At 72.6% G+C, this 23,271-nt stretch carries 22 protein-coding genes, 1 tRNA gene and 1 pseudogene; 10 read left to right on the top strand and 14 right to left on the bottom strand.

Annotated elements, in window-relative coordinates:
* Position 1 precedes the first annotated feature (1 nt).
* Positions 2-1,069: an energy-coupling factor ABC transporter permease gene (locus ACZ4Z2_RS03865; protein WP_468072026.1), complete on the bottom strand. Its 1,068-nt coding sequence runs from the start codon at positions 1,067-1,069 to the stop codon at positions 2-4.
* Positions 1,070-1,333: 264 nt separating this feature from the next.
* Between ACZ4Z2_RS03865 and ACZ4Z2_RS03860 the strand changes: the two genes are divergently transcribed.
* The 4 genes from ACZ4Z2_RS03860 (at position 1,334) to ACZ4Z2_RS03845 (ending at position 4,375) form a co-directional block, all read left to right on the top strand.
* Positions 1,334-1,678: an SsgA family sporulation/cell division regulator gene (locus ACZ4Z2_RS03860; RefSeq protein WP_468072025.1), complete on the top strand. Its 345-nt coding sequence runs from the start codon at positions 1,334-1,336 to the stop codon at positions 1,676-1,678.
* Between the two features lie 32 nt (positions 1,679-1,710).
* Positions 1,711-2,424, top strand: coding sequence for a histidine phosphatase family protein (locus tag ACZ4Z2_RS03855; RefSeq protein ID WP_468072023.1), 714 nt, complete (start codon positions 1,711-1,713; stop codon positions 2,422-2,424).
* Positions 2,425-2,510: 86 nt separating this feature from the next.
* The gene (locus ACZ4Z2_RS03850) at positions 2,511-2,813 is read left to right on the top strand and encodes a hypothetical protein (RefSeq protein WP_468072021.1); all 303 of its coding nucleotides are present in this window, start codon (positions 2,511-2,513) and stop codon (positions 2,811-2,813) included.
* Entirely contained in the window at positions 2,810-4,375 is a 1,566-nt protein-coding gene (locus ACZ4Z2_RS03845; RefSeq protein ID WP_468072020.1) for a zeta toxin family protein, read from the top strand. Before ACZ4Z2_RS03850 ends, ACZ4Z2_RS03845 begins: the two co-directional genes overlap by 4 nt.
* A gap of 78 nt (positions 4,376-4,453) precedes the next feature.
* On the opposite strand, the gene ACZ4Z2_RS03840 is transcribed toward ACZ4Z2_RS03845, so the two are convergent.
* The 5 genes and pseudogenes from ACZ4Z2_RS03840 to ACZ4Z2_RS03820 form a co-directional block, all read right to left on the bottom strand.
* Positions 4,454-5,350 (bottom strand): intradiol ring-cleavage dioxygenase, encoded by an 897-nt coding sequence (locus ACZ4Z2_RS03840; protein WP_468072018.1) that lies wholly within the window; start codon positions 5,348-5,350, stop codon positions 4,454-4,456.
* A gap of 137 nt (positions 5,351-5,487) precedes the next feature.
* Entirely contained in the window at positions 5,488-5,997 is a 510-nt protein-coding gene (locus ACZ4Z2_RS03835) for a DinB family protein (protein ID WP_468072016.1), read from the bottom strand.
* A 111-nt stretch (positions 5,998-6,108) separates the two neighbouring features.
* On the bottom strand, positions 6,109-7,191 hold the full coding sequence (locus ACZ4Z2_RS03830; protein WP_468072014.1) for an epoxide hydrolase family protein: 1,083 nt from the start codon (positions 7,189-7,191) through the stop codon (positions 6,109-6,111).
* A gap of 172 nt (positions 7,192-7,363) precedes the next feature.
* Positions 7,364-8,379: pseudogene (locus ACZ4Z2_RS03825) on the bottom strand (MMPL family transporter); the annotation flags it as partial.
* A 2-nt stretch (positions 8,380-8,381) separates the two neighbouring features.
* On the bottom strand, positions 8,382-9,017 hold the full coding sequence (locus ACZ4Z2_RS03820; RefSeq protein ID WP_468072012.1) for a TetR/AcrR family transcriptional regulator: 636 nt from the start codon (positions 9,015-9,017) through the stop codon (positions 8,382-8,384).
* 232 nt (positions 9,018-9,249) lie between these two features.
* Here ACZ4Z2_RS03820 and ACZ4Z2_RS03815 point away from each other — a divergent pair, with 232 nt between their 5' ends.
* Complete coding sequence (locus ACZ4Z2_RS03815; RefSeq protein WP_468072010.1) at positions 9,250-12,543, top strand: S41 family peptidase; 3,294 nt, start codon at positions 9,250-9,252, stop codon at positions 12,541-12,543.
* A 63-nt stretch (positions 12,544-12,606) separates the two neighbouring features.
* Here the strand turns inward: ACZ4Z2_RS03815 and ACZ4Z2_RS03810 are convergent, their stop codons facing one another.
* The 4 genes from ACZ4Z2_RS03810 to ACZ4Z2_RS03795 form a co-directional block, all read right to left on the bottom strand.
* On the bottom strand, positions 12,607-12,846 hold the full coding sequence (locus tag ACZ4Z2_RS03810) for a hypothetical protein (protein ID WP_468072008.1): 240 nt from the start codon (positions 12,844-12,846) through the stop codon (positions 12,607-12,609).
* Between the two features lie 81 nt (positions 12,847-12,927).
* Positions 12,928-13,833, bottom strand: coding sequence for an SDR family oxidoreductase (locus ACZ4Z2_RS03805; protein ID WP_468072007.1), 906 nt, complete (start codon positions 13,831-13,833; stop codon positions 12,928-12,930).
* Positions 13,830-14,768: an alpha/beta fold hydrolase gene (locus tag ACZ4Z2_RS03800; RefSeq protein WP_468072005.1), complete on the bottom strand. Its 939-nt coding sequence runs from the start codon at positions 14,766-14,768 to the stop codon at positions 13,830-13,832. The genes ACZ4Z2_RS03805 and ACZ4Z2_RS03800 overlap by 4 nt, the downstream gene beginning before the upstream one ends.
* Positions 14,765-16,384, bottom strand: a complete 1,620-nt coding sequence (locus ACZ4Z2_RS03795) for a flavin-containing monooxygenase (protein ID WP_468072003.1) — start codon at positions 16,382-16,384, stop codon at positions 14,765-14,767. The genes ACZ4Z2_RS03800 and ACZ4Z2_RS03795 overlap by 4 nt, the downstream gene beginning before the upstream one ends.
* A gap of 203 nt (positions 16,385-16,587) precedes the next feature.
* On the opposite strand from ACZ4Z2_RS03795, the gene ACZ4Z2_RS03790 reads away from it, so the two are divergent.
* A complete protein-coding gene (locus ACZ4Z2_RS03790; protein ID WP_468072335.1) occupies positions 16,588-17,250 on the top strand; it encodes a MerR family transcriptional regulator in 663 nt (220 codons plus the stop codon).
* Between the two features lie 31 nt (positions 17,251-17,281).
* Here the strand turns inward: ACZ4Z2_RS03790 and ACZ4Z2_RS03785 are convergent, their stop codons facing one another.
* On the bottom strand, positions 17,282-18,106 hold the full coding sequence (locus ACZ4Z2_RS03785) for an exodeoxyribonuclease III (RefSeq protein WP_468072001.1): 825 nt from the start codon (positions 18,104-18,106) through the stop codon (positions 17,282-17,284).
* A 70-nt stretch (positions 18,107-18,176) separates the two neighbouring features.
* Between ACZ4Z2_RS03785 and ACZ4Z2_RS03780 the strand changes: the two genes are divergently transcribed.
* From ACZ4Z2_RS03780 to ACZ4Z2_RS03765, 4 genes are all read left to right on the top strand, one after another.
* Entirely contained in the window at positions 18,177-18,653 is a 477-nt protein-coding gene (locus ACZ4Z2_RS03780) for a GNAT family N-acetyltransferase (protein WP_468071999.1), read from the top strand.
* Between the two features lie 170 nt (positions 18,654-18,823).
* Positions 18,824-19,216, top strand: a complete 393-nt coding sequence (locus tag ACZ4Z2_RS03775) for a hypothetical protein (protein WP_468071997.1) — start codon at positions 18,824-18,826, stop codon at positions 19,214-19,216.
* A 384-nt stretch (positions 19,217-19,600) separates the two neighbouring features.
* Positions 19,601-20,245 (top strand): GAP family protein, encoded by a 645-nt coding sequence (locus ACZ4Z2_RS03770; RefSeq protein ID WP_468071995.1) that lies wholly within the window; start codon positions 19,601-19,603, stop codon positions 20,243-20,245.
* Positions 20,246-20,293: 48 nt separating this feature from the next.
* Complete coding sequence (locus tag ACZ4Z2_RS03765; protein ID WP_468071993.1) at positions 20,294-20,701, top strand: site-specific integrase; 408 nt, start codon at positions 20,294-20,296, stop codon at positions 20,699-20,701.
* A gap of 177 nt (positions 20,702-20,878) precedes the next feature.
* Here ACZ4Z2_RS03765 and ACZ4Z2_RS03760 read toward each other — a convergent pair.
* The 3 genes from ACZ4Z2_RS03760 to ACZ4Z2_RS03750 all read right to left on the bottom strand — a co-directional run bounded on the left by ACZ4Z2_RS03760 (position 20,879) and on the right by ACZ4Z2_RS03750 (position 23,259).
* A tRNA-Ala gene (locus ACZ4Z2_RS03760) sits at positions 20,879-20,952 on the bottom strand.
* A gap of 124 nt (positions 20,953-21,076) precedes the next feature.
* Positions 21,077-22,429, bottom strand: a complete 1,353-nt coding sequence (gene sepX / locus ACZ4Z2_RS03755) for a divisome protein SepX/GlpR (RefSeq protein WP_468071991.1) — start codon at positions 22,427-22,429, stop codon at positions 21,077-21,079.
* 200 nt (positions 22,430-22,629) lie between these two features.
* A complete protein-coding gene (locus tag ACZ4Z2_RS03750) occupies positions 22,630-23,259 on the bottom strand; it encodes a GNAT family N-acetyltransferase (protein ID WP_468071989.1) in 630 nt (209 codons plus the stop codon).
* Positions 23,260-23,271: the final 12 nt, after the last annotated feature.

Genomic DNA, 23,271 nt, shown 5'->3' with positions numbered 1-23,271 from the left:
GTCAGACGCTCTCGGGCACGGAGGACGGGGAGGTCGCCTCGGCCTCGCCGGCCCGGCGCCTGCGCACGGCCCAGAAGATCCCGGTGCCGGCGACGACGGTGACACCGACGCCGATCACACCGGCGAGACCGCCGGAGAGCCGGGCGTCGGTGAGGCCCTGGACGCCGTAGTCGGCGAGCGGGGAGTCGGCGGCGGCGTGGTCCTCGACCTTGGCGTCGATGCCCTTGTCGGCGGCGACCTTCTCCAGCCCGTCCGGGTTCGCGGAGGCGTAGAAGCTGACGACACCGGCGAGGAGGAGGGAGGTGCCGAGCCCGGCGAGGATGAGCTTGCGGGGCGACCGGGCGGCCACCGGCACGGGCGCGGGACCGGCGGCGGGGGCGGCGTCGACGAGTTCGCCGTTCACCCGGAGCTTCAGCGGGGCGCTCAGCCCGCGGGCGCCGTGCACCAGGTCCGGGCGTACGGCGATGACGGCGCCGACCGTGGCGGCGGTGATCGCGGCCTCGCCGATGCCGATGAGGGTGTGCACGCCGACCATGGCCGTCAGGACGGAGCCGAGCGGCACGTCCGTGGTGCCGCCGATCGCGTAGACGAAGGTGAACGCGGCGGCCGCGGCGGGCACCGAGACGAGCGCGGCGACGAAGGCGGAGACGGTCACGGAGCGTCGCTTCCTCGGCAGGACCTTGACCAGCCCGCGGAAGACGACGTACGCCACGACGGTGGTGACGACGGCCATGATGGTGATGTTCACGCCGAGCGCGGTCAGGCCGCCGTCGGCGAAGAGGATGCCCTGCATGAGGAGCACCACGGACACGCACAGGACCCCTGTGTAGGGGCCCACGAGTATCGCGGCGAGCGCGCCGCCGAGCAGATGTCCGCTGGTGCCGGCCGCGACCGGGAAGTTCAGCATCTGCACGGCGAAGATGAACGCGGCGACCAGTCCGGCGAGCGGTGCCGTCCGCTCGTCCAGCTCGCGCCGGGCCCCGCGCAGGCTGACGGCGACGGCGCCTGCGGCGACGACACCGGCGACCGCCGAGACGGGGGCGTTGATGAATCCGTCGGGGACATGCATGCGAGGGCTCGCTCTCCGGACCGCCCGGCGGCGATCGCATCCGGCTGCGCGTGGCTGGAACCTTACGATGATAGGGCCTTATTGCGAGGTTCTTGCAAGAGCGCCTCACCTTCGAATAGCGAACGCATCGCCGCCCCAGCTCCGCCCCGCCTCCGCCCCGCCTCCCCCTCCGCGGGCGAATGGCGAAAAATGTGCGACATTGGAGAGGCACGGAGAGCGGATCGACAGCTTCTGCTTGGATCACTCAGCGTGAGGAGCCGCCCGATGTCTGTCACCGTCGAGCAGTACGCACGGGCTCATGTCGTCACGGACTCCCCCATGGACCGGGACACGGTCCCCGTGATCCTCCGCTACGACCCCGACGGCGGTCCCTCCGCCGTCCGCGTCGGGCTGCCCGGTCCCCACGAGTGGACCTTCCCCCGCGACCTCCTCGAACGCGGTCTGCGCGCCCCCGCCACCGCCGGCCCGGTCCGTATCTGGCCCTGCGGCCGGGTGCAGGCCGTGATGGAGTTCCACTCCGCCCACGGGGTCGCGGTGATGCAGTTCGACACCAAGGCGCTGATCCGCTTCCTCCGCCGTACCTACACGGCCGCGCCGGTGGCGCACTGACCGCTGGTGCTCCGGTCGAGCAGAATGACCGGATGGCCGATGAGATGCACAAGGGCGGGCTGACGGCGCCCAGTTCACTCCGTGCGCTGTGGGCGGTACGGCACGGGCAGAGCACCGCGAACGTCGCCTTCGCCGAGGCCGAGCGGAGCGGCTCGGCGGAACTGCCGGTCGCCGGACGGGACACGGACGTCCCGCTGTCGCCGCTGGGCCGGGCGCAGGCCGGGTCGCTGGGCGACTGGCTCGCCGGGCTGGAGGAGGGCGCGGGACCGGACCTGGTGGTCTGTTCGCCGTACACGCGGGCCCGGGAGACCTGGGAGGTCATGGCCGCGCACCCGCGGGTGACACCGCCTCCCCTGCTCGTCGACGAGCGGCTGCGGGACCGGGAGATGGGCGTCTTCGAACTGCATCCACCGGGCGCGCTGCGGACCCGCGCCCCCGAGGAGGCCGCGCGACGGGCCCTCCTCGGCGAGTGGGCGTACCGACCGCCGGGCGGTGAGGCCATGGCCGATGTCGCGCTGCGCGTACGGGACTTCGCGACGGAGCTGGACCGGGCCGCGCCGGGCCGGCGGGTGCTGCTGGTGGCGCACGACGCGATCGTCATCACCCTCCGCTTCGTCCTGGCCGGTCTGGGCTCGCCCTCCCCCGCCACGCTGCCGCCGGTCCCCAACGCCTCGGTCTCGTGGTGGAACGGCACCGACGGACGGCTGCGTCTGGTCCGGTGGGGCGACACCGCGCACCTCGCCTGAACCACCGACCGCGCACCTCTCCTGAACCACGGACCCCTCGGCCCACGTCTCAGACGGCGACCACGCTTACCACGGAGGGACACCCCATGACGGAGCAGCCCGATGCCGAGCCCGTGCTCTCCCATGTGGAACCGCTGAACGGCGGTCTGTACGCCGACCAGCCCTACGAGGCGGCCCTCGGCGACCTGCGCAAGGCCGTCGGCGAGGTCTCGGCCGCCCTGCGCGGCGCCACCGGAGCCACCCGCGAGCACCTGCTCGAACGCCAACGGGAACTGAACCGGCTCCAGTTGCGCCTGCGCCCCGACGACCCGGACGCCCTGGCCGACGCGCACGCCCTGTGCCGCCGGGTCCGCGCGGAACTGGCCCGACTGCCGGGCGGCGACGCGTGAACCGGTCGCCGCACGACCCCGCGACATCGACGGGGACGCCGACGGGAGCGCCGACGGGGACGCCGAAGGGGCCGACCCTCGAAGGGCGGCTGCCCCTCGCCGAGAACCAGCGGATCTTCCGCGAGGAGATCGCCCCCGTCTTCCTCGACGGCTGCGCACCGCAACGGGCCCCGGTCGCCGTCATCGTGGCGGGGCAGACCGGCGCGGGGAAGACCGCCGTGACCCGTATGGTCAAGGACGCGCTGGACCGGGGCGGCCCCGCGGCCTGGATCAACATGGACTTCTACAACCCGCACCACCCGGAGTACGCCCGCTGGCAGGCCGAGCGCCCCCAGGAGGCGGACGCGCTGGTCCGTCCGGACGGCGACCGCTGGTGGGAGCAGGCCCAGGACCTCGCCCTCTCCCGCGGCTACAACATCCTGCTCGAATCCGCGATGGTCACCCCGGCCGAGTACGAGGACATCTGCCGCCGCATCCGCTCCGCGCAGCTCCCCGAGGGCGTGGCGCCGTACCGCATCGAGACCGCGTTCGTGGCCGTCCCCGGTCCCGTCAGCCGGCTCGGCGTCCTGACCCGCTACCTCGACGAACTCCAGCGCCACGGCCACGGCCGCCTGGTCGACCCCGACATCCATGACGCGGCGCTGCGCGGCGTGGTCCGGGGCGCCGCCGCCCTGGAGCGCGAGGGGCTCGGGGACTTCGCCGCGGTGCTGCGCCGGGGCGGGGAGACCGTGCACACCCAGCACATCGCCCCCGGTGGCCTGGCTTACGGCGCCACGGAGACGAGGGGGACCGGCACATCGCTGGCGGCGGCCGTCGAGCGGGAGCACGCGCGCGTGCAGACGACCGCCGAGGCGTCGCAGTTCGCGGCGCGGCACGCGGCGGCGGTCGTGACCGCCCCGGACTACGTGCTGCCGGAACTGGAGCGCATAGCCCGCTCCGCCGCGCCGATCCTGCCGGCGCCCGAGGCCCCCTGGCGCGCCGTCGCCGACCGCGCGGCGGCCGTGCGCGCGTCGGAACCACCGCGGCATCCGGAGCCCACACTCCTGGCCCGCGGCGACCACGAGGTAATCGACCTCCTCGCCCACAACCTCGCCGAGCGGCACACCGCCCTCTCCCGGGGCGACAGCAACCCGGCGACCGCCGCGCGCCACGAGCACACCACCGACCGGCTGCTCGGCGAACTGGCCCGCCGCTCCGCCCTGTCCCCGGAGGCACGCGCCACGGAGGAGGCCCACCGCCGGGCCCTGCGGACGGCCCCGGCCCCCGGGTCGGGACCCGGGAGCGGAGTCGGCGCGGGTGCGACCGCCGGTGCGGGCGCGGGTGCGACCGCCGGTGCGGGCGCGGGTGCGACCGCCGGTGCGGGCGCGGGTGCGACCGCCGGTGCGGGCGCGGGCCCCGGGGGCAATCCCACCGCGGCGGCCGCGGCAGCGCGCAGCCGGTCGGCGACCGCTCCCCGGCCACCGACGAACGGCGGGCACCCGCCCGTCACCGCTCCCCGCGCCCTCCCGGCAGCCCTCCCGGCCGCCCGCCCCGCGCAGCCACCGGCCGGACGCGGCCGCTGACCGAAGGCGGCCGGGCTCGGCCGCTGACCGCAGCCGGAGGGTGCCTGAGTCGCGGAGAGGTCCTGCGCCGGAGCGGTCCTACACGGCGACCGTGAGGGTCGCGGTGTACCCCTTCTCCACGCTGCCCTTCAGGGTGGCCAGTTGCCGGTCGTAGCCGTCACTGAAGATGTTGTCGGTCTCCAGCGACAGCCGGCTCAGGTGGGTGACGCTCGCGCTGTAGCCGTCCGTGGCGTAGACGGTGTCGCAGACGTCCTTCGGGAAGGCGAGCTGCGAGGTGGCCGCGATGTCCCGCGCAGCGGTGGCGTCGTCCAGGCTGTCGTACACCTCGAAGTGGATGTGCGGCCAGCGGCCGGTGTAACAGCCGGGGAAGATCGACGTGAAGGTGACCTGGCCCTTCGCGTCGGTCTCCTGGACGCCGCGCAGGTAGTTCTCGTCGCTCGCGCCCTCGGAGTAGAGGGAGTAGCGGCCCTCGCGGTCGCAGTGCCAGAGGTAGACGGCCGCGCCCCCCTTCGGCGTCTCGCACCCGGAGTCCGTGCCGACGACGGTGAGGGTCACCGTCAGCGGTACGCCCTCGGCGACACCGCTCGCCGAGCCGAAGCTCTTGGTGATGTCCCGGCGGACGACACCGCTCTCCGTGAGGACGTCGGGCCCGTTGGAGCCGTCCCCGGGGTACGGGCCGGCCGTCTCCGCGGGGATGGTCTCGCAGTCCGCGCCGGAGGAGGAGGCCGAGGAGGAGCCGGAGCTGGAGGACGAGCCGGACGCGGACGCCGACGACGAGGACCCCGACGACGTACCACCCGACTCGTCCGAGGAACACGCCGCCACCAGCGGCACCATGCCCGCCCCGGCCAGCAGCCGGATCATGCGCCGCCGCGCCAGCACCGGCAGATCGTGGGAGAGCCCTCTGTCGAACTCGTCGTCATGGTCGTGGCCGTGCCCGTGGCGGTGACTGTGGACGTGCGGTTTCTCGCTCATGTGGGGCCTGCGCGCTCTCTGATCGTCCCGTCATGGATTGCGCGAGATGCTACGAGCCCAACCTGTGGAAACTTCAAGCTTCTCCCATGACGAGCCCATGACGTACCGCGCCCGGCCCTACCGCGCCAGGCGGACACTCAGGCCCCGACCGTCCCGTCCACACCCTCCCGCAGGAGGTCGGCGTGGCCGTTGTGGCGGCCGTACTCCAGCAGGACGTGGACCATGACCATCCGCAGGGAGACCTCCTCGTCCCAGCGCGGCTGGTGGCCGACCAGGTCGAGGGAGGGCGCCTCGCGTTCGATACGGCGGGAGTTCTCGACCTCCGCCTCCCACGCCCCGAACGCCTCGGCCCGCGTCGAGGCGCTGTCGTCGTAGGCGGCCTGGAAGTCGATCTCGTCCGACCAGACCATGGGCGCGCCGGGGTCCTCGAACACCCGGCGGAACCAGGCCCGTTCCACCTCGGCCATGTGACGGACCAGCGCGAGCAGCGACAGCGTCGACGGCGGCATCGACCGCCGGCGCAGTTCGGCGTCGGTGAGGCCTTCGCACTTCATGGCGAGGGTCGCGCGGTGGTAGTCGAGGAAGGCCCTCAGCGTCTCCCGTTCGCTGCCGACGTGGGGCGGCCCCACACGCTTGTCCTCGGCCATCGGCCGCCCTCCCCGTCCTCCGGTGCCCCGGGGGCCGCCCGGCCGCGCGGTCGTCCGGCCCCACCGTCGTCCGGCCCCACCGTCGTCCGGCCCCGGTTCGGGCCGGCCTCGTCAGACAATCTTGTCGAAGAACGCGCGGATGTCGGCCGCCAGGGTCTCCGGCTCGTCCATCCCCACGAAGTGGTGGCCCGGATTGGACTCGGGCCAGTGCACGATCCGGTTGTCGCGCTCGGCGAGGCGGCGGACGGCGGGCGGCCCGCAGTACACGCCGGTCGGAACGTGCCGTTGCCCCTCCGGCCAGGTGAACTCGTCCCGCTCGTACATGAACCAGGACGAGGTGCCGGACGTCCCGGTCAACCAGTAGAGCGTGACGTTGGTGAGGAACAGGTCGCGGTCCATGTCCCGGACGCCGAAGTCCCGGAACTTCTGCATCATCCAGGAGAGCTGGGCCACCGGGGAGTCGTGCCAGCCGTACGCGAAGGTCTGCGGGGTGTGCCGGAGCAGGGTGTGGTGGTCGGCGCCGCCCTGCGACCACTGCTGGATCATGTCGTACAACGCCCGCTCGTCCGGCGTCAGTTCGGGCAGGTCCTTCTCGGTCGGGAAGCCGAAACCGCCGTTGATGTGGACGCCGATGACCTGCTCGGGTGCCGCGCGGGCCACCGCGGGCGCCAGGTACGCGCCCAGGTCGCCGCCCTGGGTGCCGTAGCGGTCGTAGCCGAGGCGGCTCATCAGCTCGGCCCACATCGCGGCCACCCGGTCGACGCCGAAGCCGGTCTCGCGCGGCCCCTCGGAGAAGCCGAAGCCCGGGACGGACGGGGCGACGACATGGAACCCGCGCTCGGTCAGCGGACCGATCAGCCGTGTGAACTCGACGACGGAGTTGGGCCAGCCGTGGGACAGGAGCAGGGGCACGGCGTCCGGCCGGGGGGAGCGGACGTGCAGGAAGTGGACGTCGAGGCCGTCGATCGTGGTGAGGTACTGGGGGAACGCGTTGAGGCGGCGTTCGTGGGTCCGCCAGTCGTAGGCCGTGCGCCAGTACTCGGCCATCTCCTTCACCTCTGCCACCGGGACTCCCCGGTCCGCGCCCTCGCCGGGCAGCTGCCGCGGCCACCGTGTGCGCGCCAACCGGCCGTTCAGATCGTCCAGTTCGGCCTGCGGGATGTCGATGCGGAAGGGGCGGACCTGCGTGTCCATGATCGCTCCGGTTGCCTCGGCGTCGGCTGGTACGGCCACGCTAGGGGCGATGTAGGCCAGATGCTGTCCTCTATCGCCCCGCGCGTCTCCCGGCCGGTCCGGAGCGGTCGCCGTGACCGTCGGCGTTACCGTGACCGTCGGCGTCGCCGTGACCGTGGCCGTGGCCGTCGCGTCAGGCGCGCACGAGTTCCCCGTCCCGGTCCGTGCCCTTCGGGCCGTCGCCGGTGCGCAGGCCCTCGCCCTCGACGTCGACGTCGGGCAGTGCCCGGTCCAGCCACCTCGGCAGCCACCAGGCCCGGTCGCCGAGCAGGGCGAGGACCGCCGGGACGATGGCCATCCGCACGACGAAGGCGTCGAAGAGGACGGCGACGGCGAGACCGAAGCCGATCATCTTGACCATCGACTCGCTGGAGCCGATGAAGCCGGCGAAGACGGCCATCATGATGACCGCGGCGGCCGTCACCACCCGCGCCCCGTGCCGGAAGCCGGTGACCACGGCCTGCCCCGGACGCTCGCCGTGGACGTACGCCTCACGCATCCGGGTCACCAGGAAGACCTCGTAGTCCATGGCGAGACCGAAGACGACGCCCACCATGAAGAGCGGCATCATCGACATGACCGGGCCGGTCTCCTCGACGCCCACCACGTCCGCCAGCCAGCCCCACTGGAAGACCGCGACCACCGCGCCGAGCGCCGCCATCACGCTCAGGAGGAAGCCGAGGGCCGCCTTCAGCGGGACGAGGACGGAGCGGAAGACCACGATCAGCAGCAGGAAGGCGAGGCCCAGCACCAGGACCACGGTGATCATCGCCGTGTCACCGGCCTTGTTGTACGTCGCCGGGGTGACCGTGACGACGCCCTTCATCTCCTTGACCTCGTCGGAGACGTCCTTGACGGCGACCTTCGGGTCGTCGGCGGACTTCACGTCGACCACGACCATCAGCGGGCCGTTGGAGCCGGGGCCGAAGCCCTCCGAGAGCAGGTCGTAGGCGCGGCGCTGGGTGGTGGACGTCGGCTGGGAGCCGTCGTCGGGCAGGCCGAGTTCGAGGGAGCTCGCCGGGATCGCGGCGGCGCCGAGGCCGATCACGGCCACGAGCAGCACATCACGGGCCTGCGGACCACGAAACGGGCCCAGCGCGTGCCCATGTTGGGCTTCTCCGCCGCCCCGTCCCCGCCGGACGGGGTCCGGCTCAGCCGCGTGTCACGCGGCGGTGGCTCGGGGTGGGGCAGGCGGTCGGTACACCGAGGGCGGGGAGGACCACGGCGTCGATGTACGAAACGAGGAAGGCCTGGGTCGGAGGCAGCTCTTCGAGCAGCGTCCGGGTGACGAAGGCACCGAGCATCATGTGCATCACGAAGTCGAGCGCCGGGTTGTCCGGCCGGACCTCACCACGCTCGACCGCGCGCCCCAGCAGCCGCTGGAACTCGGCGACCTGCGGTTCGACGAGGAACTCCCGGAACGCCGCGAGCAGCTCGGGATGCGTGTGCACCGCCATGGCCAGGCCGCGCATGAGCGCGGAGTTCTGCTCCATGGCGCAGTCGTCCTCCCGCCGCGCCAGGGCGTGCAGGTCGCCGCGGAGGGATCCGGTGTCGACGGCGAGGGCGCCCATCGACTTCTCCTTGCCGATCGCCTTCGCGACCAGCTCGGCCTTGCCGCCCCACTGGCGGTAGAGGGTGGCCTTGCTGGACCTGGTGCGGGCGGCCACGGCGTCCATGGTGAGGGCGTCGTAGCCGACCTCCCGGAGCAAGTCGAGCACGGCCGCGTACAGCTCGGCCTCGCGCTCGGGCGTGAGTCGACTGCGGCGCGCCGTCGCGGTCTCAGCCATCCCACTCTCCCCACTCCCACTGGACGTTCGGGACGACAAGGCTACCGGTCACATGCCGGGGCACGGGCCGGACACCCCACCTTCTCGAACGAAACTGTTTCGTACGCTTACGACGCTACCCCCAGCCTCAGCGAAACGAAACCGTTTCGTTCGTGTTCTGGGTCACGCGCCCTCCCCGCACCCCGGCCACGCACGAGTTGCCGCGCCCCCGGACCCGGAAAAGCATGGGGAGGTGAGCGACTCATACGAGACCGGAAGCGACCGGGGAACCCCCGGCTACCTGCGCTTTCCCCATGTCGGCGGCGATCGCGTCTGCTTCGTCGCCGAGGACGATCTATGGCTGGCCCCGCTCGACGGCTCCGACCGCGCCTGGCGGCTCACCGTCGACCGGACGAAGGCCGCCACCCCGCGCTTCTCGCCCGACGGACGCCACATCGCGTACACGAGCTGGCGCAGCATCGTCCCGGAGATCCACCTGGTCCCGGTCGACGGCGGCGGCCCCGCACGCCGCCTCACCCACTGGGGCAGCCCCGACACCGAGGTCTGCGGCTGGACACCCCCGGACCCCGACGCGGGGGGCCGCTCCGACATCCTGGCCGTCGCCTCGCACGGCGAGCCCTTCTCCTACTACACCTGGGCCTACAAGGTCCGCCTCGACGGCGACCCCGGCCGCAAGCTCCCCTGGGGCCCCGTCTCCGCCATCCAGGTCGCCGAGATCGACGGGGAGCGCCGCACCCTGCTGCTCACCGGCACGCCCCCGCACGAACCGGCCTCGTGGAAGCGCTACCGGGGCGGTGCCATGGGCCGCCTCTGGCTGCACGGCGAGCGACTGCTGCCCGACCTCGAAGGGCATCTGCACTCCCCCATGTTCGTCGGCGGCCGTATCGCCTTCCTCTCCGACCACGAGGGCGTCGGCAACCTCTACTCCTGCGCATACGACGGCTCCGACCTGCGCCGCCACACCGATCACGACACCTTCTACGCCCGGCACGCGGCGAGCGACGGCAGCCGGGTGGTGTACCAGTGCGCGGGCGACCTGTGGCTCGTCGACGACCTCGCCCCCGACTCCGTCCCCGGCAGGCTCGACATCCGCCTCGGCGGATCGCTCACCGGGCGGCGGCGCCACCAGGTGCCGGCGGCCCAGCACATCGACGGCCTCTCGGTCGACGAGACGGGCCGGGCCAGCGCCGTCGTCGTCCGCGGCAGCCTGTACTGGCTGACCCACCGCGACGGACCCGCCCGGACCATCACCGACACCCCCGGCGTCCGCGTCCGGCTGCCCGAGATGCTGGGCTCCGGCGGCCAGGTGGCGTACGTGACGGACGCCGACGGCGAGGACGCGATCGAGATCGCCTACCTCCCCCGGGCCACCGGCGACCGCGAACCCCGCCGCCTCGCCTCCGGCGCGGTGGGCCGCGTCCTCGAACTGGTCGCGGACCCGGCCGGCGAACGCCTCGCCATCGCCGCGCACGACGGGCGGCTGCTGCTGCTCGACGCGACGGAGGAGTCCAACGGCGAGGTCACCGAGATCATCACCTCGATCAACGGCCCGGTCCGCGACCTCGCCTTCTCCCCCGACGGCAGCTGGCTGGCCTGGTCCCACCCGGGCATCGGCCGCAGCCTGCGCCAGATCAAGATGGCCCGGCTGAAGGACCGGCTGATCGTCGACGTCACCGGCGGCCGCTTCGAGGACGAGAACCCCGTGTTCACCGGCGACGGCCGCTATCTGGCCTTCCTGTCCTGGCGCGGCTTCGACCCGGTCTACGACGTCCACACCGGCGATCTGTCCTTCCCGCTCGGCTGCCGCCCCTACCTGGTCCCGCTCTCCTCCGCCACGCCCTCCCCGTTCGCCCTGAACCCCGACGGCCGCCCGGTCGCCGGCGGCATGGACCCCGGCGAGGACGAGGAGGCCGGCGGGACGGTCACCGTGGAGGTCGAGGGCCTGGAGAGCCGCGTCACGCCCTTCCCGGTCACCGCCTCCAAGTACTCGGCGCTCTGCCCGGTGAACGGCGGCGGTCTGGTCTGGCTGCGCTGGCCGATCTCCGGCGCCCTCGGCGAGACCTTCGCCAACCCCGACGACATGACCGGGCGCCCGACCCTGGAGTACTTCAACATCAGCAAGGCGAAGAAGAGCGAACTCGTCTCCCACCTCGACTGGTTCGCCATCAGCGGCGACGGCACCCGTCTCGTGGTCGTCGACGAGGGCGACCTGCGGGCCGTGCCCTCCACCGAGTCCGGCGACAGCGACAGCACCGTCTGGATCGACCTGCGGCGCATCATGCACGAGGTCGACCCGGCCGCCGAGTGGCGCCAGTCCTACGCCGAGGCGGGCCGGCTGATCCGCGCCTACTTCTGGGACCCGGACATGAGCGGCATCGACTGGGACGGAGTCCTCGACCAGTACCGGCCCCTCGTCGAACGGGTCGCCTCCCCCGACGAGTTCGCCGACCTCCTGCGCGAGGTCCTCGGCGAACTGGGCACCTCCCACGCGTATGTGTCCGCCTCCCGCCGCAACGAGGGCCCGCCCCACTACCAGCGCCGCCAGGGCCTTCTCGGCGCCAACTTCGTGCGCCGGGACGACGGCTGGCAGATCCGCCGGGTCCTGCCCGGCGACTCCTCGGACTCCAAGGCCCGCTCCCCGCTCGCCGGCACCGGCATCCGCGAGGGCGCCGTCCTCACCCACGTCGACGGCCGCCCGGTGGACCCGACGACGGGCCCCTTCCCGCTGCTGGCGGCCGCGGGCGGTACGACGGTGGAGCTGACGTTCACCCCGGCCGAGGGCGAGGGCCGCGCCCGCCGGGTGGCCGTGGTGCCGCTGCTCGACGAGCGCCCCCTGCGCTACCAGGACTGGGTCGCCAAACGCCGCGAGGTCGTCCATGAACTCAGCGGCGGCCACTGCGGCTACCTCCACATCCCCGACATGGGCGGCTCCGGCTGGGCCCAGTTCAACCGCGACCTGCGCATGGAGGTCTCCCGCCCGGCCCTGATCGTCGACGTACGGGGCAACGCGGGCGGCCACATCAGCGAACTGGTGGTGGAGAAACTCACCCGCAGGATCCTCGGCTGGGACCTCACCCGGGGCGCGCAGCCGGTGTCGTACGCCTCCAACGCCCCCCGCGGACCGGTGGTCGCACTGGCCGACGAGGCGACCTCGTCCGACGGCGACATGATCACGGCCGCCTTCAAACTCCTCGAACTGGGCCCGGTGGTGGGCCTGCGCACCTGGGGCGGCGTCGTCGGCATGACCGGCCGCCACCAGCTCGGCGACGGCACCGTCATCACGGTCCCCATGAACGCCGCCTGGTTCGACGCGTACGGCTGGTCCATCGAGAACCGGGGCGTCCTGCCCGACGTCGAGGTCCACCGCACCCCCCTCGACTGGGCCGAGGGCCGCCACTCCCAGCTCGGCGCCGCGGTCACCCTCGCCCTGGACCTCCTGAAGGCCCACCCCGCCGCGAACCCCCCGGACTACGGCAACGTCCCCGACAGGTCCCGCCCGAAGCTGCCGCCGAGGAACGGCGGCTGACACGGGAACGGGGCGCCCCCGGTGAAGAGGGCGCCCCGCTCGGGAACTCAGCGGACGCTCGACTCAGATGTCGTAGTCCTGCTGGAACCGGTCCTCGGCGTCACGCAGGTCGCGCTCACGCTCGCCCTGCGGCTGCCGGCCGCGCTGCCCAGGCTGCTGCTGAGCACGCTCACGCTCCTGACGCGCACGCTCCTCGGGGGACAGCCGCTCCGACTCCTGCGGAGCACGCCCCGCCCCGGCCTTCTGCCGCGCCTGGTGCTTGAGCTGCTCGGTCTTCTCCTGGAACTGGTCCTTCATGCCCATGTGGTTTCACTCCCAATGTGGGTGAGGGGATCGGGCCTCGACCAGACAAACACGGGCGGACATCCAACGCATTTCGATCACTCACTCACGGTTACCGACCCCCTGGCGCTCCCGTTCGTCGGCGGCACCGCCCGCCCCCACGAGCCCGGTCGGCACCCCCCGCAGCCGCCCCTCGAACCGCCGCACCTCCCGCGGCCCGAAAGCTCCGATCAGGCCCGGCAGATACCCCCGCACGCCCTGCATGCCGCGCAGCCACCACTGCCCGTAGACATGCCCGGACCGCCGCTCGATCCCGGCGACGATCCGGTCGACGGCCGGGCCCAGCGGATACGTCTTGCCCGCCGGCCACGGCAGCCGCTGCCTCAACTCCCGCATGGCGTCCGCCTGGTCGGCCCCGCGCACCATGTCCGTGTCCGTCCACGACAGATAGGCGACCCCGACCCCGACACCCTTGTGCCCCACCTCGGCCCGCAGGCTGTGCGCGTACGCCTCGACACCCGCCTTGGACGCGCAGTACGCCGTCATCATCGGCGCCGGAGTGATCGCGGCGAGGGAGGCGATCTGCAGCAGATACCCCCGGCTCTCCACCAGCGCGGGCAGGAACGCCCGCCCGGTCACGGCCGATCCGACGAGGTTGACCTCGATGACCCGCCGCCAGGCGTCCGGGTCGGAGTCGACGAACGGGCCGCCGTTGGCGACACCCGCGTTGGCGACCACGACGTCCACCCGGCCGAAGCGCTCCTTCACCTCGGCGGCGACCCGCGCCATCGCCTCGTGGTCGGTGACGTCGGCGTGCCAGAACTCGCTCTCGCCGTAGAGGCGTTCACCGACCCCCTTCAGCTCGTCCGGCTCCAGCCCGACGAGCGCGACCTTCACCCCCCGCACCGAGAGCTTGCGGGCGAGGAGTTCCCCCACGCCCCGCGCGGCCCCGGTGACCACCGCGACCCGCCCCTCCAGGACGTTGCCCCTGCTGCCGCCCCTGCTCATGCGCCCGCCTCCTCCAGCTCGTCCCGCTCGGTCCGTGGTCCGTACGCCGTCACCAGCCCGCGTATCCGGGCGGTGACCGCCTCCGGTGCCTCCACCGGCGACATGTGCCCCACACCCGTCAGCTCCGTCACGCCCACGCAGTCCGGCAGCGCGGCGGCCAGCGTCCGCGCGTGCACCGGCGGCGTCATCCGGTCCGCCGTACCCACGAGGACGGCGACCGGCACCGTCAACTCCCGTACGCCGTGGTCGAGGTCCAGCGTGTCGAGGACGTGCGACCAGGCGTGCCGCACCCGCGCCGGACACGCGTGCACGATCCGCGCGCACGCCTCGACCATCACCGGCGACGAACCAGGACCCATGGTGGCGTACTTCAGGATCCGCCGGGCGACCGGCGTGACCGGCCCGAGCGGCGCCCGTGACCCGAGCACCTTGCGGGTGAGCCAGGTACGCACCCGTCCGGGCCGGCCGGGCACGACGAGCGCCTCGGACACCAGCTTCGAACTGCCGGTGCTGCACAGCAGCACCGCCGCCGCGTGCTCCCGGACACCGGCCCGCCCCGCGGCGGCCATCAGCGTCATACCGCCCATGGAGTGCCCGACGAGCACCGCCTTCTCACCGGGCGCGAGCGTCACCGCGAGCACCGCCTCCAGGTCGTCGGCGAGGGCGTCCGCGCTGCACAGGGCGGCGGCGGGACTACGCCCGTGGCCCCGCTGGTCGTAGGCGATCACCCGGTGGTCGACGGCGAGGTCCCGGATCTGCGCCGCCCAGAACGCCGTCGAGCAGGTCCAGCCGTGCACCAGCACCACCGCGGGCGCGTCGTCCGGCCCATGCGTCTCCACGTGCAACCGGGCGCCGTCGGCGGACACGGCCGTCAACTCCCGTACGGCGACGGGCGGGGCGTAGGGCCCGTGCTTCACATGGGTAAGCCGGGTCACGCTCCGGCCTCCACCCTCGTCGCCTCGGTCGCGGTCGCCCCACCGACCTCCCCCGCAGCGGTCTTCCCCGCCCCGGTCTTCCCCGCCCCGGGCCGCGGCACCCGCAGCACCTCGTACTCGGCGAGATCCACCCGCCGGGTGGCGCCGCGGAACTCCGTGGTCGTGCCGGGCCAGATGGTGGTGTTGCGGCCGTGCGCGTCGAGGTACCAGCTGGTGCAGCCGCCGGTGTTCCAGACGGTCCGCTCCATGCGCTTCTGCACGCGCAGGTTCCAGGCGTCCACGGCGTCGGCCCGGGCGTCGAGGGCGACCCGGCCGCCCAGCACGCCCAACTGCCGGAGGAAGTCCGCCATGTAGTTCAGCTGGGACTCGATCATCAGGATCATGCTGGAGTTCCCCAGGCCCGTGTTGGGCCCGATGATCGTCATCCAGTTCGGGAACCCGGCGGCCGACGCCCCGCGCAGCGCCCGCATCCCGCCGTCCGCCCAGGACTCCGCGAGGGTCCGGCCGTCGGCGCCCACGACCCGGTCGGCGATGGGCATGTCGGTGACATGGAACCCGGTGCCGAACACGATCGCGTCGGCCTCGGCGGTGGTCCCGTCGGCGGCGACGAGCGTGGAGCCCTCGACACGGGCGAGCCCGGAGGCGACCACGTCCACGTTCGGCCGGGTGAGCGCCGGATAGTAGGTGTTCGACAGCAGGATCCGCTTGCAGCCGATGCGGTAGTCGGGCGTGAGCCTGGCACGCAGGGCGGGGTCCCTAACCGCCCGCGCCATGTTCCGCCGGGCCATCCGCTCCACCAGGCCCAGCTGGTCGGGCCGCTTGGTGAACGCCTGCACCTGGAGCTCCCGGATGCCCCACAGCAGCCCCCGCCGGGCCTGCGTGGTGAAGGGCAGCTGCCGGTGCAGCCACCGCTCGGCCCGGCTGATGTCGCGGTCGACACGGGGCAGCACCCACGGCGGGGTCCGCTGGAACAGGGTCAGCCGGCCGACGTCGGGCTGGATCGCGGGCACGATCTGGATCGCCGAGGCTCCCGTGCCGACCATCGCGACCCGCTTGCCGCGCAGGTCGTAGTCGTGGTTCCAGCGCGCGGAGTGGAACACCTCGCCGGGGAACGAGTCGATCCCGGGGACCTCGGGGATCTTGGGGTCGGAGAGCGGCCCGGTGGCGGAGACGACGACGTCGGCGGAGAACCGCCCGCCACTGGTCTCGATCTCCCAGCGCAGCCCCTCCGCGTCCCAGCTCATCCGCTTGACCTCGCAGTTCAGCCGCAGGTGCGGCCGGAGCCGGAAGACATCGGCGACGTGCTCCAGATACGCCCGGATGTGCTCCTGCCCGGAGAAGGTGCGCGGCCAGTCCGGGTTGGGCGCGAAGGAGAACGAGTACAGGTGCGACGGCACGTCGCAGGCGCATCCCGGGTAGTCGTTGTCCCGCCAGGTGCCGCCGACCGAGCCGCCCCGCTCCAGCACGACGAAGTCGGTGATCCCTTCCCGCCGCAGCCGCACGGCGGCGCCCAGCCCGCCGAACCCGGCCCCGATCACCGCGACCCGCACGTGCGGATACGAGGACTCACCCCCGCCCCCGTCGTCGTGCCCCTGTCCCTGCCCCTGCTCGGCCATCCGGTACCTCCACGCCTCATCGCGTGCGCACTCCGCGTCCGCACCCTGCGTCCGCACCTCACGTCCACGCCAGTAATCACTGGCGCAATGGCGAGAGTAGGGCAGGACCGTACCGATGGGTAGGGGTCGGGCGCTGCCGAGTTACCGCCGGTACAACATAGGCTTCCCACGTGGCAGCAGACGGCGAGCGACGCGAGTACCGCATGGAGGAGCTGGCCAGGGAGGCCGGCATCACCGTACGCACCCTGCGCTTCTACCGGGAGCGCAGACTGATCCCGCCGCCCCGCCGCGAGGGCCGCATCGCCTGGTACGACGACACACACCTGGCCCGGCTGCGCACGATCTCGGCCCTGCTGGAGCGCGGCCACACCCTGAACGGCATCGCCGAACTCGCCGAGGCCTTCGACCAGGGCCGCGACGTGGGCGAACTGCTCGGCCTAGGCGCACCCACCGAGGAGACCCCGGTCCGCCTCACCCCCGAGGCCCTCGCCGACCACTTCGGCGACCAGGCGACCCCCGAGAACCTCTCCGCCGCCCTCGACCTCGGCTACCTCGCCACCGACGGCGGCGAGATCGTCCACATCAGCCGCCGCCTCCTCGACGCCTCCGCGGCCCTGGTCCGCGAGGGCATCCCCCTGGCCGACGTCCTCGCCACCGGCCGCCGCGTCCGCACCCACGCCGAGGCCCTGGCCACCCTCTTCACCGACCTCATCCTCAACCACCCCGACCACAGCCCCGAGGACCTCGAACGCCTCCGCCCCCTGGCAAAGAGCGTGACGGAGGCAGAACTGTCGATGGCACTGGACCGCCGCCTGCGGCACGCCGGACGGGCGGACGAGCGGCCACCGACCGACGAGCAGCCGTAGCCGCCCGGCCGGCTTGGTGACCGCCGCGGGATCAGAGGTCGTAGACGACGGTCACCGGGGCGTGGTCCGACCACCGCTCCCCGTGCGTGGCGGCCCGCTCCACGAACCCCTTGACCGCCTTGCCGGCGAGCCGGGCGGTGGCCACCTGGTAGTCGATACGCCATCCGCTGTCGTTGTCGAAAGCCCTCCCCCGGTACGACCACCAGGTGTACGGGCCCTCGACGTCCGGGTGCAGGGCGCGCACGACGTCGACGTAGCCGCCGTCCGTCTCGTCGAGGACGCGGCCGAGCCACGCGCGCTCCTCCGGGAGGAACCCGGAGTTCTTGACGTTGCCGCGCCAGTTCTTGAGGTCGGCCTCGCGGTGGGCGATGTTCCAGTCGCCGCACACGACGACCTCACGCCCGTCGGCGGCGGCCCGCTCGCGCAGCTCCTTGAGATAGGGGAGGAACTCCCCCATGAACCGCACCTTCTCGTCCTGCCGCTCCGTCCCGACCTCGCCGGACGGCAGATAGAGGCTGGCCACGGTGACGCCGGGCAGGTCGGCCTCGACATAGCGTCCGGTGCCGTCGAACTCGGCCGACCCGAACCCCACCCGCACCCGGTCGGGTTCACGCCGGCTGTACAGCGACACCCCCGCGCGCCCCTTGGCGGCGGCCGGAGCGTGCACGACGTACCACCCGTCGGGCTCCCGCACCGTCTCGGGCAGTTGCCCGGGCTCGGCGCGCACCTCCTGGAGGCACAGCACGTCCGCGGAGGTCCCGCCGAGCCATTCCACGAAGCCCTTCTTCGCGGCGGCCCGAAGCCCGTTCACATTCACAGAGGTCACAGTGAGCACCGCTGCACGATACCCGTACATTGGACTGGGTCCAGATTCCGACGGGACCGCTCACCCACCCCTCCGCATGCATAGTTGTACGATCCCCCACATGATTATCCGCCCCGTACGCTTCGACCATCCCGACGCCGTCAAGCTGAACGACGAGGTCCAGGCCGAGTACGCCGTCCGCTACGGCGACGGCGGGGACGCCACCCATGTCGACCCCGCGCACTTCATGCCGCCGGTCGGGCTGTATCTGATCGCCTACGACGGCCAGGACAGACCGGTCGCGACGGGCGGCTGGCGCTCCCAGGACGCGAGCGACGAGGGCTATCTGGACGGGGACGCCGAGATCAAGCGCATGTACGTCACCCCGGCCGCCCGCGGCCTGGGCTTGGCCCGCCGCATCCTGGGCGAGCTGGAGGCCGACGCCCGTGCGGCGGGCCGTAGGCGCATGGTCCTGGAGACCGGTACCAAGCAGCCGGAGGCCGTCGCCCTCTACGCCTCCAGCGGCTACGAGCCCTGCGCCAAGTTCGGCTACTACCGCTTCCACGAACTGAGCCTCTGCTTCGCGAAGCCGCTCTGACGCGACACGCCTGCACGGCGGCACGACGGCACGACGGCACGACGGCACGACGGCACGACGGCACGACGGCACGGCGGCACGGCGCGGCAGCGAGGGGCGGTCGAGGCCGGTCAGCCCGGCGGCGGGAAAACTCCCATGCCGCCGTCACCCCCGCCCCCTACCGTGACCCCGTGAAAGAGAACCGCCGCCTGCGCCGCATGGTCGTGGGTGACACGACCTGGCTCTGGACGGTCCGCCGCCGCTCCCACCGCGCTCACGGCCACTGCTTGCTGAAGCTCACGCTCCACCCGGAGGGCCCCCGGCGCCGCCGCCTGGTCCTGGTCTTCGCGCCGGCCGAGAACCGGGTCGTCTCCAGCTGCTACTTCGCGGCCGGCGACCTGGTCCGTCTGCCGGACCACACCTGGCTCAACCTCTACGAACCCGCCACGGTCCGCCGCCTCCTGGACGCCGCGTCCCCCGCCCTGGACCGCTCCCCGTCCGCCCACACGGTCGAACTGGACGGCTGGCCCCACTTCGACACGATCACCGCCGTGACGCCCGCCGCCCCCACGACACCCGCCTGACAACACGTCAGCCTGCCGTCTCGTGCGGTCGGGGCGGTTGCGGTACTTCGCTGCTGCACCTCCACCTGGTGTGCTTCTCACCTGCGCTGGTGGGCCCGGTGGTGTCCGTGCCGTCCGCCGGCGTTCGTTGGCGTTGTCACGCGGTCAGCCACTCACCCGCTGCCGCTGCTCGTGCTTCGTCGTCGGCCGGTGTCGAGCGACCTCGGACGGCGCAGAGACGGCCCACCTTCGTCCGACGCGCGGGCATGGGCGTGGCCTGCTTGACCCGCCGGCCCGCCGCCTGCACAGTCGGGATGCTGCACCGTGGCAGCGCCGCCTCCCTCTGCCGACCGGTCCCCAACCAGGGGTGGCGGACGGCCCTGATACCCAGGAGTGCCTGGTCCGATGGTCCTCGACCTGGTGGTGATCGGTACGGCCATCACCCTTGGGCCCTTGCACAACAGCGCCTTCATCCTGCTGCTCTCCTCGCAGCGCGGCGTCCGTCAGGGGCTGGCGTTCCTGCTGTCGTGGTTGGCCAACCTGATCGCCGTGATCGCCGTCGTGGTGCTGCTGACCGGCGGTCAGCCCCCGGCCCGCCACAGCACGCCCTCGACCGCCGCGATCACCGCAAAACTCGTCATCGGCGTGGCACTGGTGCTGTACGGCGCGTACCGGCGGCACAGGCCGCCCCGCCCGCACGGCCCACCACGCTGGGCCGCCCTGATCGACAACGCCTCTCCGGTCGCGGCCGCCGGTCTGGCCTGGCTGGTGCAGCCCTGGGCGCTGGTCGGCGCCGGTGCTGCGACGGTCCTGGAGGCGAACCTCTCCACCGCCGGCGACTGGCTCGCGCTGACCGGCTACTGTCTACTGGCCACGCTCAGTCTCATCATCATGGAGATGTACGCGGTCTGGGCACCGGCGACCGCGGAAGCCCGGCTGAACGCCCTGCGGAACTGGCTGGGCCAGCACCAGGAGCAGTTGGTTGTCACGCTCTCCCTCCTCACCGGCCTGTGGTTGACGGCCGTGAGCATCTATGAGCTGGTCACCTGAGGCAGGAACCCCCTGCCGCGTTCACCACTCTCGTCGGCGGACTTGACAGTGGTGGACAAGGAGCCCTCCGGGGAGATGCCGGGGGCCCCGAAGCGGCATCCTTGGCCGGTCGAAGAAGCGCGGCAGTTCCTCGAAGCGGCCGGCGCTGCACATGACCCGCTGTACGCGGCGTACGTACTGATCCTGGTCCTCGGCTTCCGACGCGGCGAGGTGGTGGGGCTCACCTGGGCAAACGTCAACCTGGACGCCGGGGAGATCACAGCGCAGATGCAGCTACAACGGATCAACCGGCGCTTGGTCCACGACGAGACCAGGACCGAAGCGTGGTCGGCCACACTGCCGCGCGCAGAGATCTGCGTCGCCGCCCATCAGCGCAGGCAGAAGGGACGGGAGTTGGCGAAGCGGGCGGCCGGCGAGCTGTGGGGGACTCCGACTTCGTCGGCGAGATCGCGGTGACCATGGAGGTGTTCCGGGGTGACCTCGGCACGCACGTCCCGTCGGAAGCCACCCGCCGGGCTCTGCGCAAGCTCGGCAAGTACCTCGGGAACAAGATCCGGAGTAGTTGCCGTACTTCGCGCTGCACGGCATGCCAAAGCCCCGGTCGGGAGATCCCTACCGGGGCTTTGAGCTGCGTGGACCTGAGGGGATTTGAACCCCTGGCCCCCTCGATGCGAACGAGGTGCGCTACCGGACTGCGCCACAGGCCCTTGCAACGAGTGAAACTCTAGCATCCCCATCCGGCTGCTTGGAAATCCGTTCCGGGCGGGCCGCCGATCCGCCTCCGACGGGCTCGTGGCTGGTCAGGGAGCGGGCGGACCAGAAGGCCGGGAGTCACTCGTTGGCCGCCCGGGGGCGGTCGCCCTCCTCGTACTGGTCGAAGAGAGGCGTGCGGCCCCGCTCGCGGGAGCGGCGCGCGGACGCGGCGCGGCGGGCGTCGGAGCGGCCGCCGCCGGGGGTGTCCGCAGCCTCGGGCGGCCCGGCACCGGCAGGGTCCTCGTCGGCGGCGGACTCCGACTCCGCCTCCCGCGTCCCGGCGTGCGGGTCGGCCGCGCTGGAGCGCGCGGAGCTCCAGGCGTCGGGTGCGCCGAGGTCGACCCCGGAGGTGGCCCGGGGGGCGACCGGCGCGGTGACGTAGGTGGGGAGCGGAACGGGGACGGGGTCCCAGCTCTCGCCCTGGCCGGGCTTGCGCTGCCGCTCGCGCTGCTGGTCGATCCACTCGGCGTGGTCGGTCTGCTCGACGAGGGCCCGGCGGTCGGCCGCGAGGGCGTTCAGGTCGGGCCTGGTCTCCTCGTTCTCTGGCCCGTCCTCCGGCTCGTCGGCGTCCACCGGCTCGGTCACCGGCCGCCGCCTGGGCTGCCGCTCCCGCAGCTGCTGCGCCGCCACCTCGGCCCGCCTGCGGTCCATGACGTACGCGAACCGCTTCCGCTCCTGGCGGCGCAGATGCGCGATGTAGGCGCTCAGCAGTATGGCGGGTACGGCGGGCGCCCAGAGGAAGGTGAGTCCGCCGACCGCGGCGACCACCGCGCCGAGGGTGAAGGCGAGGAAGAGCAGCACGGTCGTACGCCGTCGCCGCGCGAGCACCTTCGAGCGCCGGGCCCGTGCCAGGGCTTCCGCCGAGCCCGCCTTGCGTGCGGCTGCCTTGCGTGCGGCCGCCTTGCGCTTGTCCGACGGCGAGGAGGGGGGCGATGCGGGGGACGCGGCGGCTGCCGCTGTCTTCGCGCGGGGGGCGCCCGGCGCTCCGGCCGCCGCCGGCGGGGCCGTGGGTGTGCCCGCGCCGCCCTGCTGGGGCACCGGCCTGCCCTGCGGCGCGGCCTTGCCCTGGGGTGCCGGTTTCGCCGGCTGCTGCGCCTGCTTCGGGGGGTGCGGTGACTCACCCCGCTCCACCGGGAGTTGGGCCTTCGTGTGCGCCCGGTGCGGGGGCATGGCGAAGGCCCGGACGTCCACCGAGTCGGTGACGGCGTCCGGGTCGGCGTCCGGCTCCCCCTCCTCGGTGGAGCGCGCCCGCAGGTCCTTGGCGTATCGGCGCTCCATGCCCGCCCGTCCGGAAAGCAGCCGGATGGCGGTGCTGAAGCGTTCCGTCGGACGGGCTTCGTTCAGCTCGTCCTGCCTACGGAGCCACATCGGCACCAAGTAGGCGGCCCAGGCCCCGACGATGACTGCGTAGATGAGGCCGCTGCTGCTCACGCTCACACCGTAGAGGGGTTTGCATGGGGCCATCTGCCAATTGGGCCGGTGTGTCGCACGATCTGGCTGATATTTCGAGCTTTTTTTGTGACCGATCCGATCAGCTGGCCGCCGAGAGCGGGAATTTCACGCACCGAGAACGCTTCGACCCGTTCAACTCGATCGTCGGCCGATCATCTTTTTTCGAACATGTATTTCATTTATTGCGTCGGCCCTGGCTTGCCCGCCTCGGATCCGGCGTTCCGCGCCCGTTCGCGCTGCCAGCGGCCGAGCAGCCCCTCGGGGACCTCTTCGGCGGTGAGGGCGAAGACCAGATGGTCACGCCAGGCACCGTCGATGTGAAGATAGCGTGGACGAAGCCCTTCCTCGCGGAATCCGAGTTTCTCCACGACCCGTCGGCTGGGCCGGTTCTCGGGGCGAATGCAGACCTCGAGGCGGTGCAGTCCGACGGTTCTGAAGCAGTGGTCGACGACGAGTGCCACCGCCGTCGGCATCACCCCGCGCCCGGCCACCGACTCGTCGATCCAGTAGCCGACGTGCCCGGAGCACATCGAGCCCCAGGTGATCCCCGCGACCGTCAACTGCCCGACGAGCCGCCCCTGGTACTCGATGACGAACGGCAGCATCCGGCCCGCGTTCGCCTCCGCCCGCAGATTGCGGACCATCTGACGGTAGGTCGGCCGGTGCGCGATGGGCCCGCTCGGGGTGGGCGGCGGGATGGTCGCCTCCCAGGGGCGCAGCCAGTCCCGGTTGCGCCGGTTGACCTCGCGCCAGGCCCGCTGGTCGCGCATCCTTATGGGCCGGAGGACCACATCGCCGTCCACCAGCACTACGGGCCAGGA

Source organism: Streptomyces sp. NPDC030183 (genome assembly GCF_055573455.1).
The sequence above is the reverse complement of the archived record's forward strand: the minus strand, read 5'-3'. Positions and strand labels throughout refer to the sequence as shown.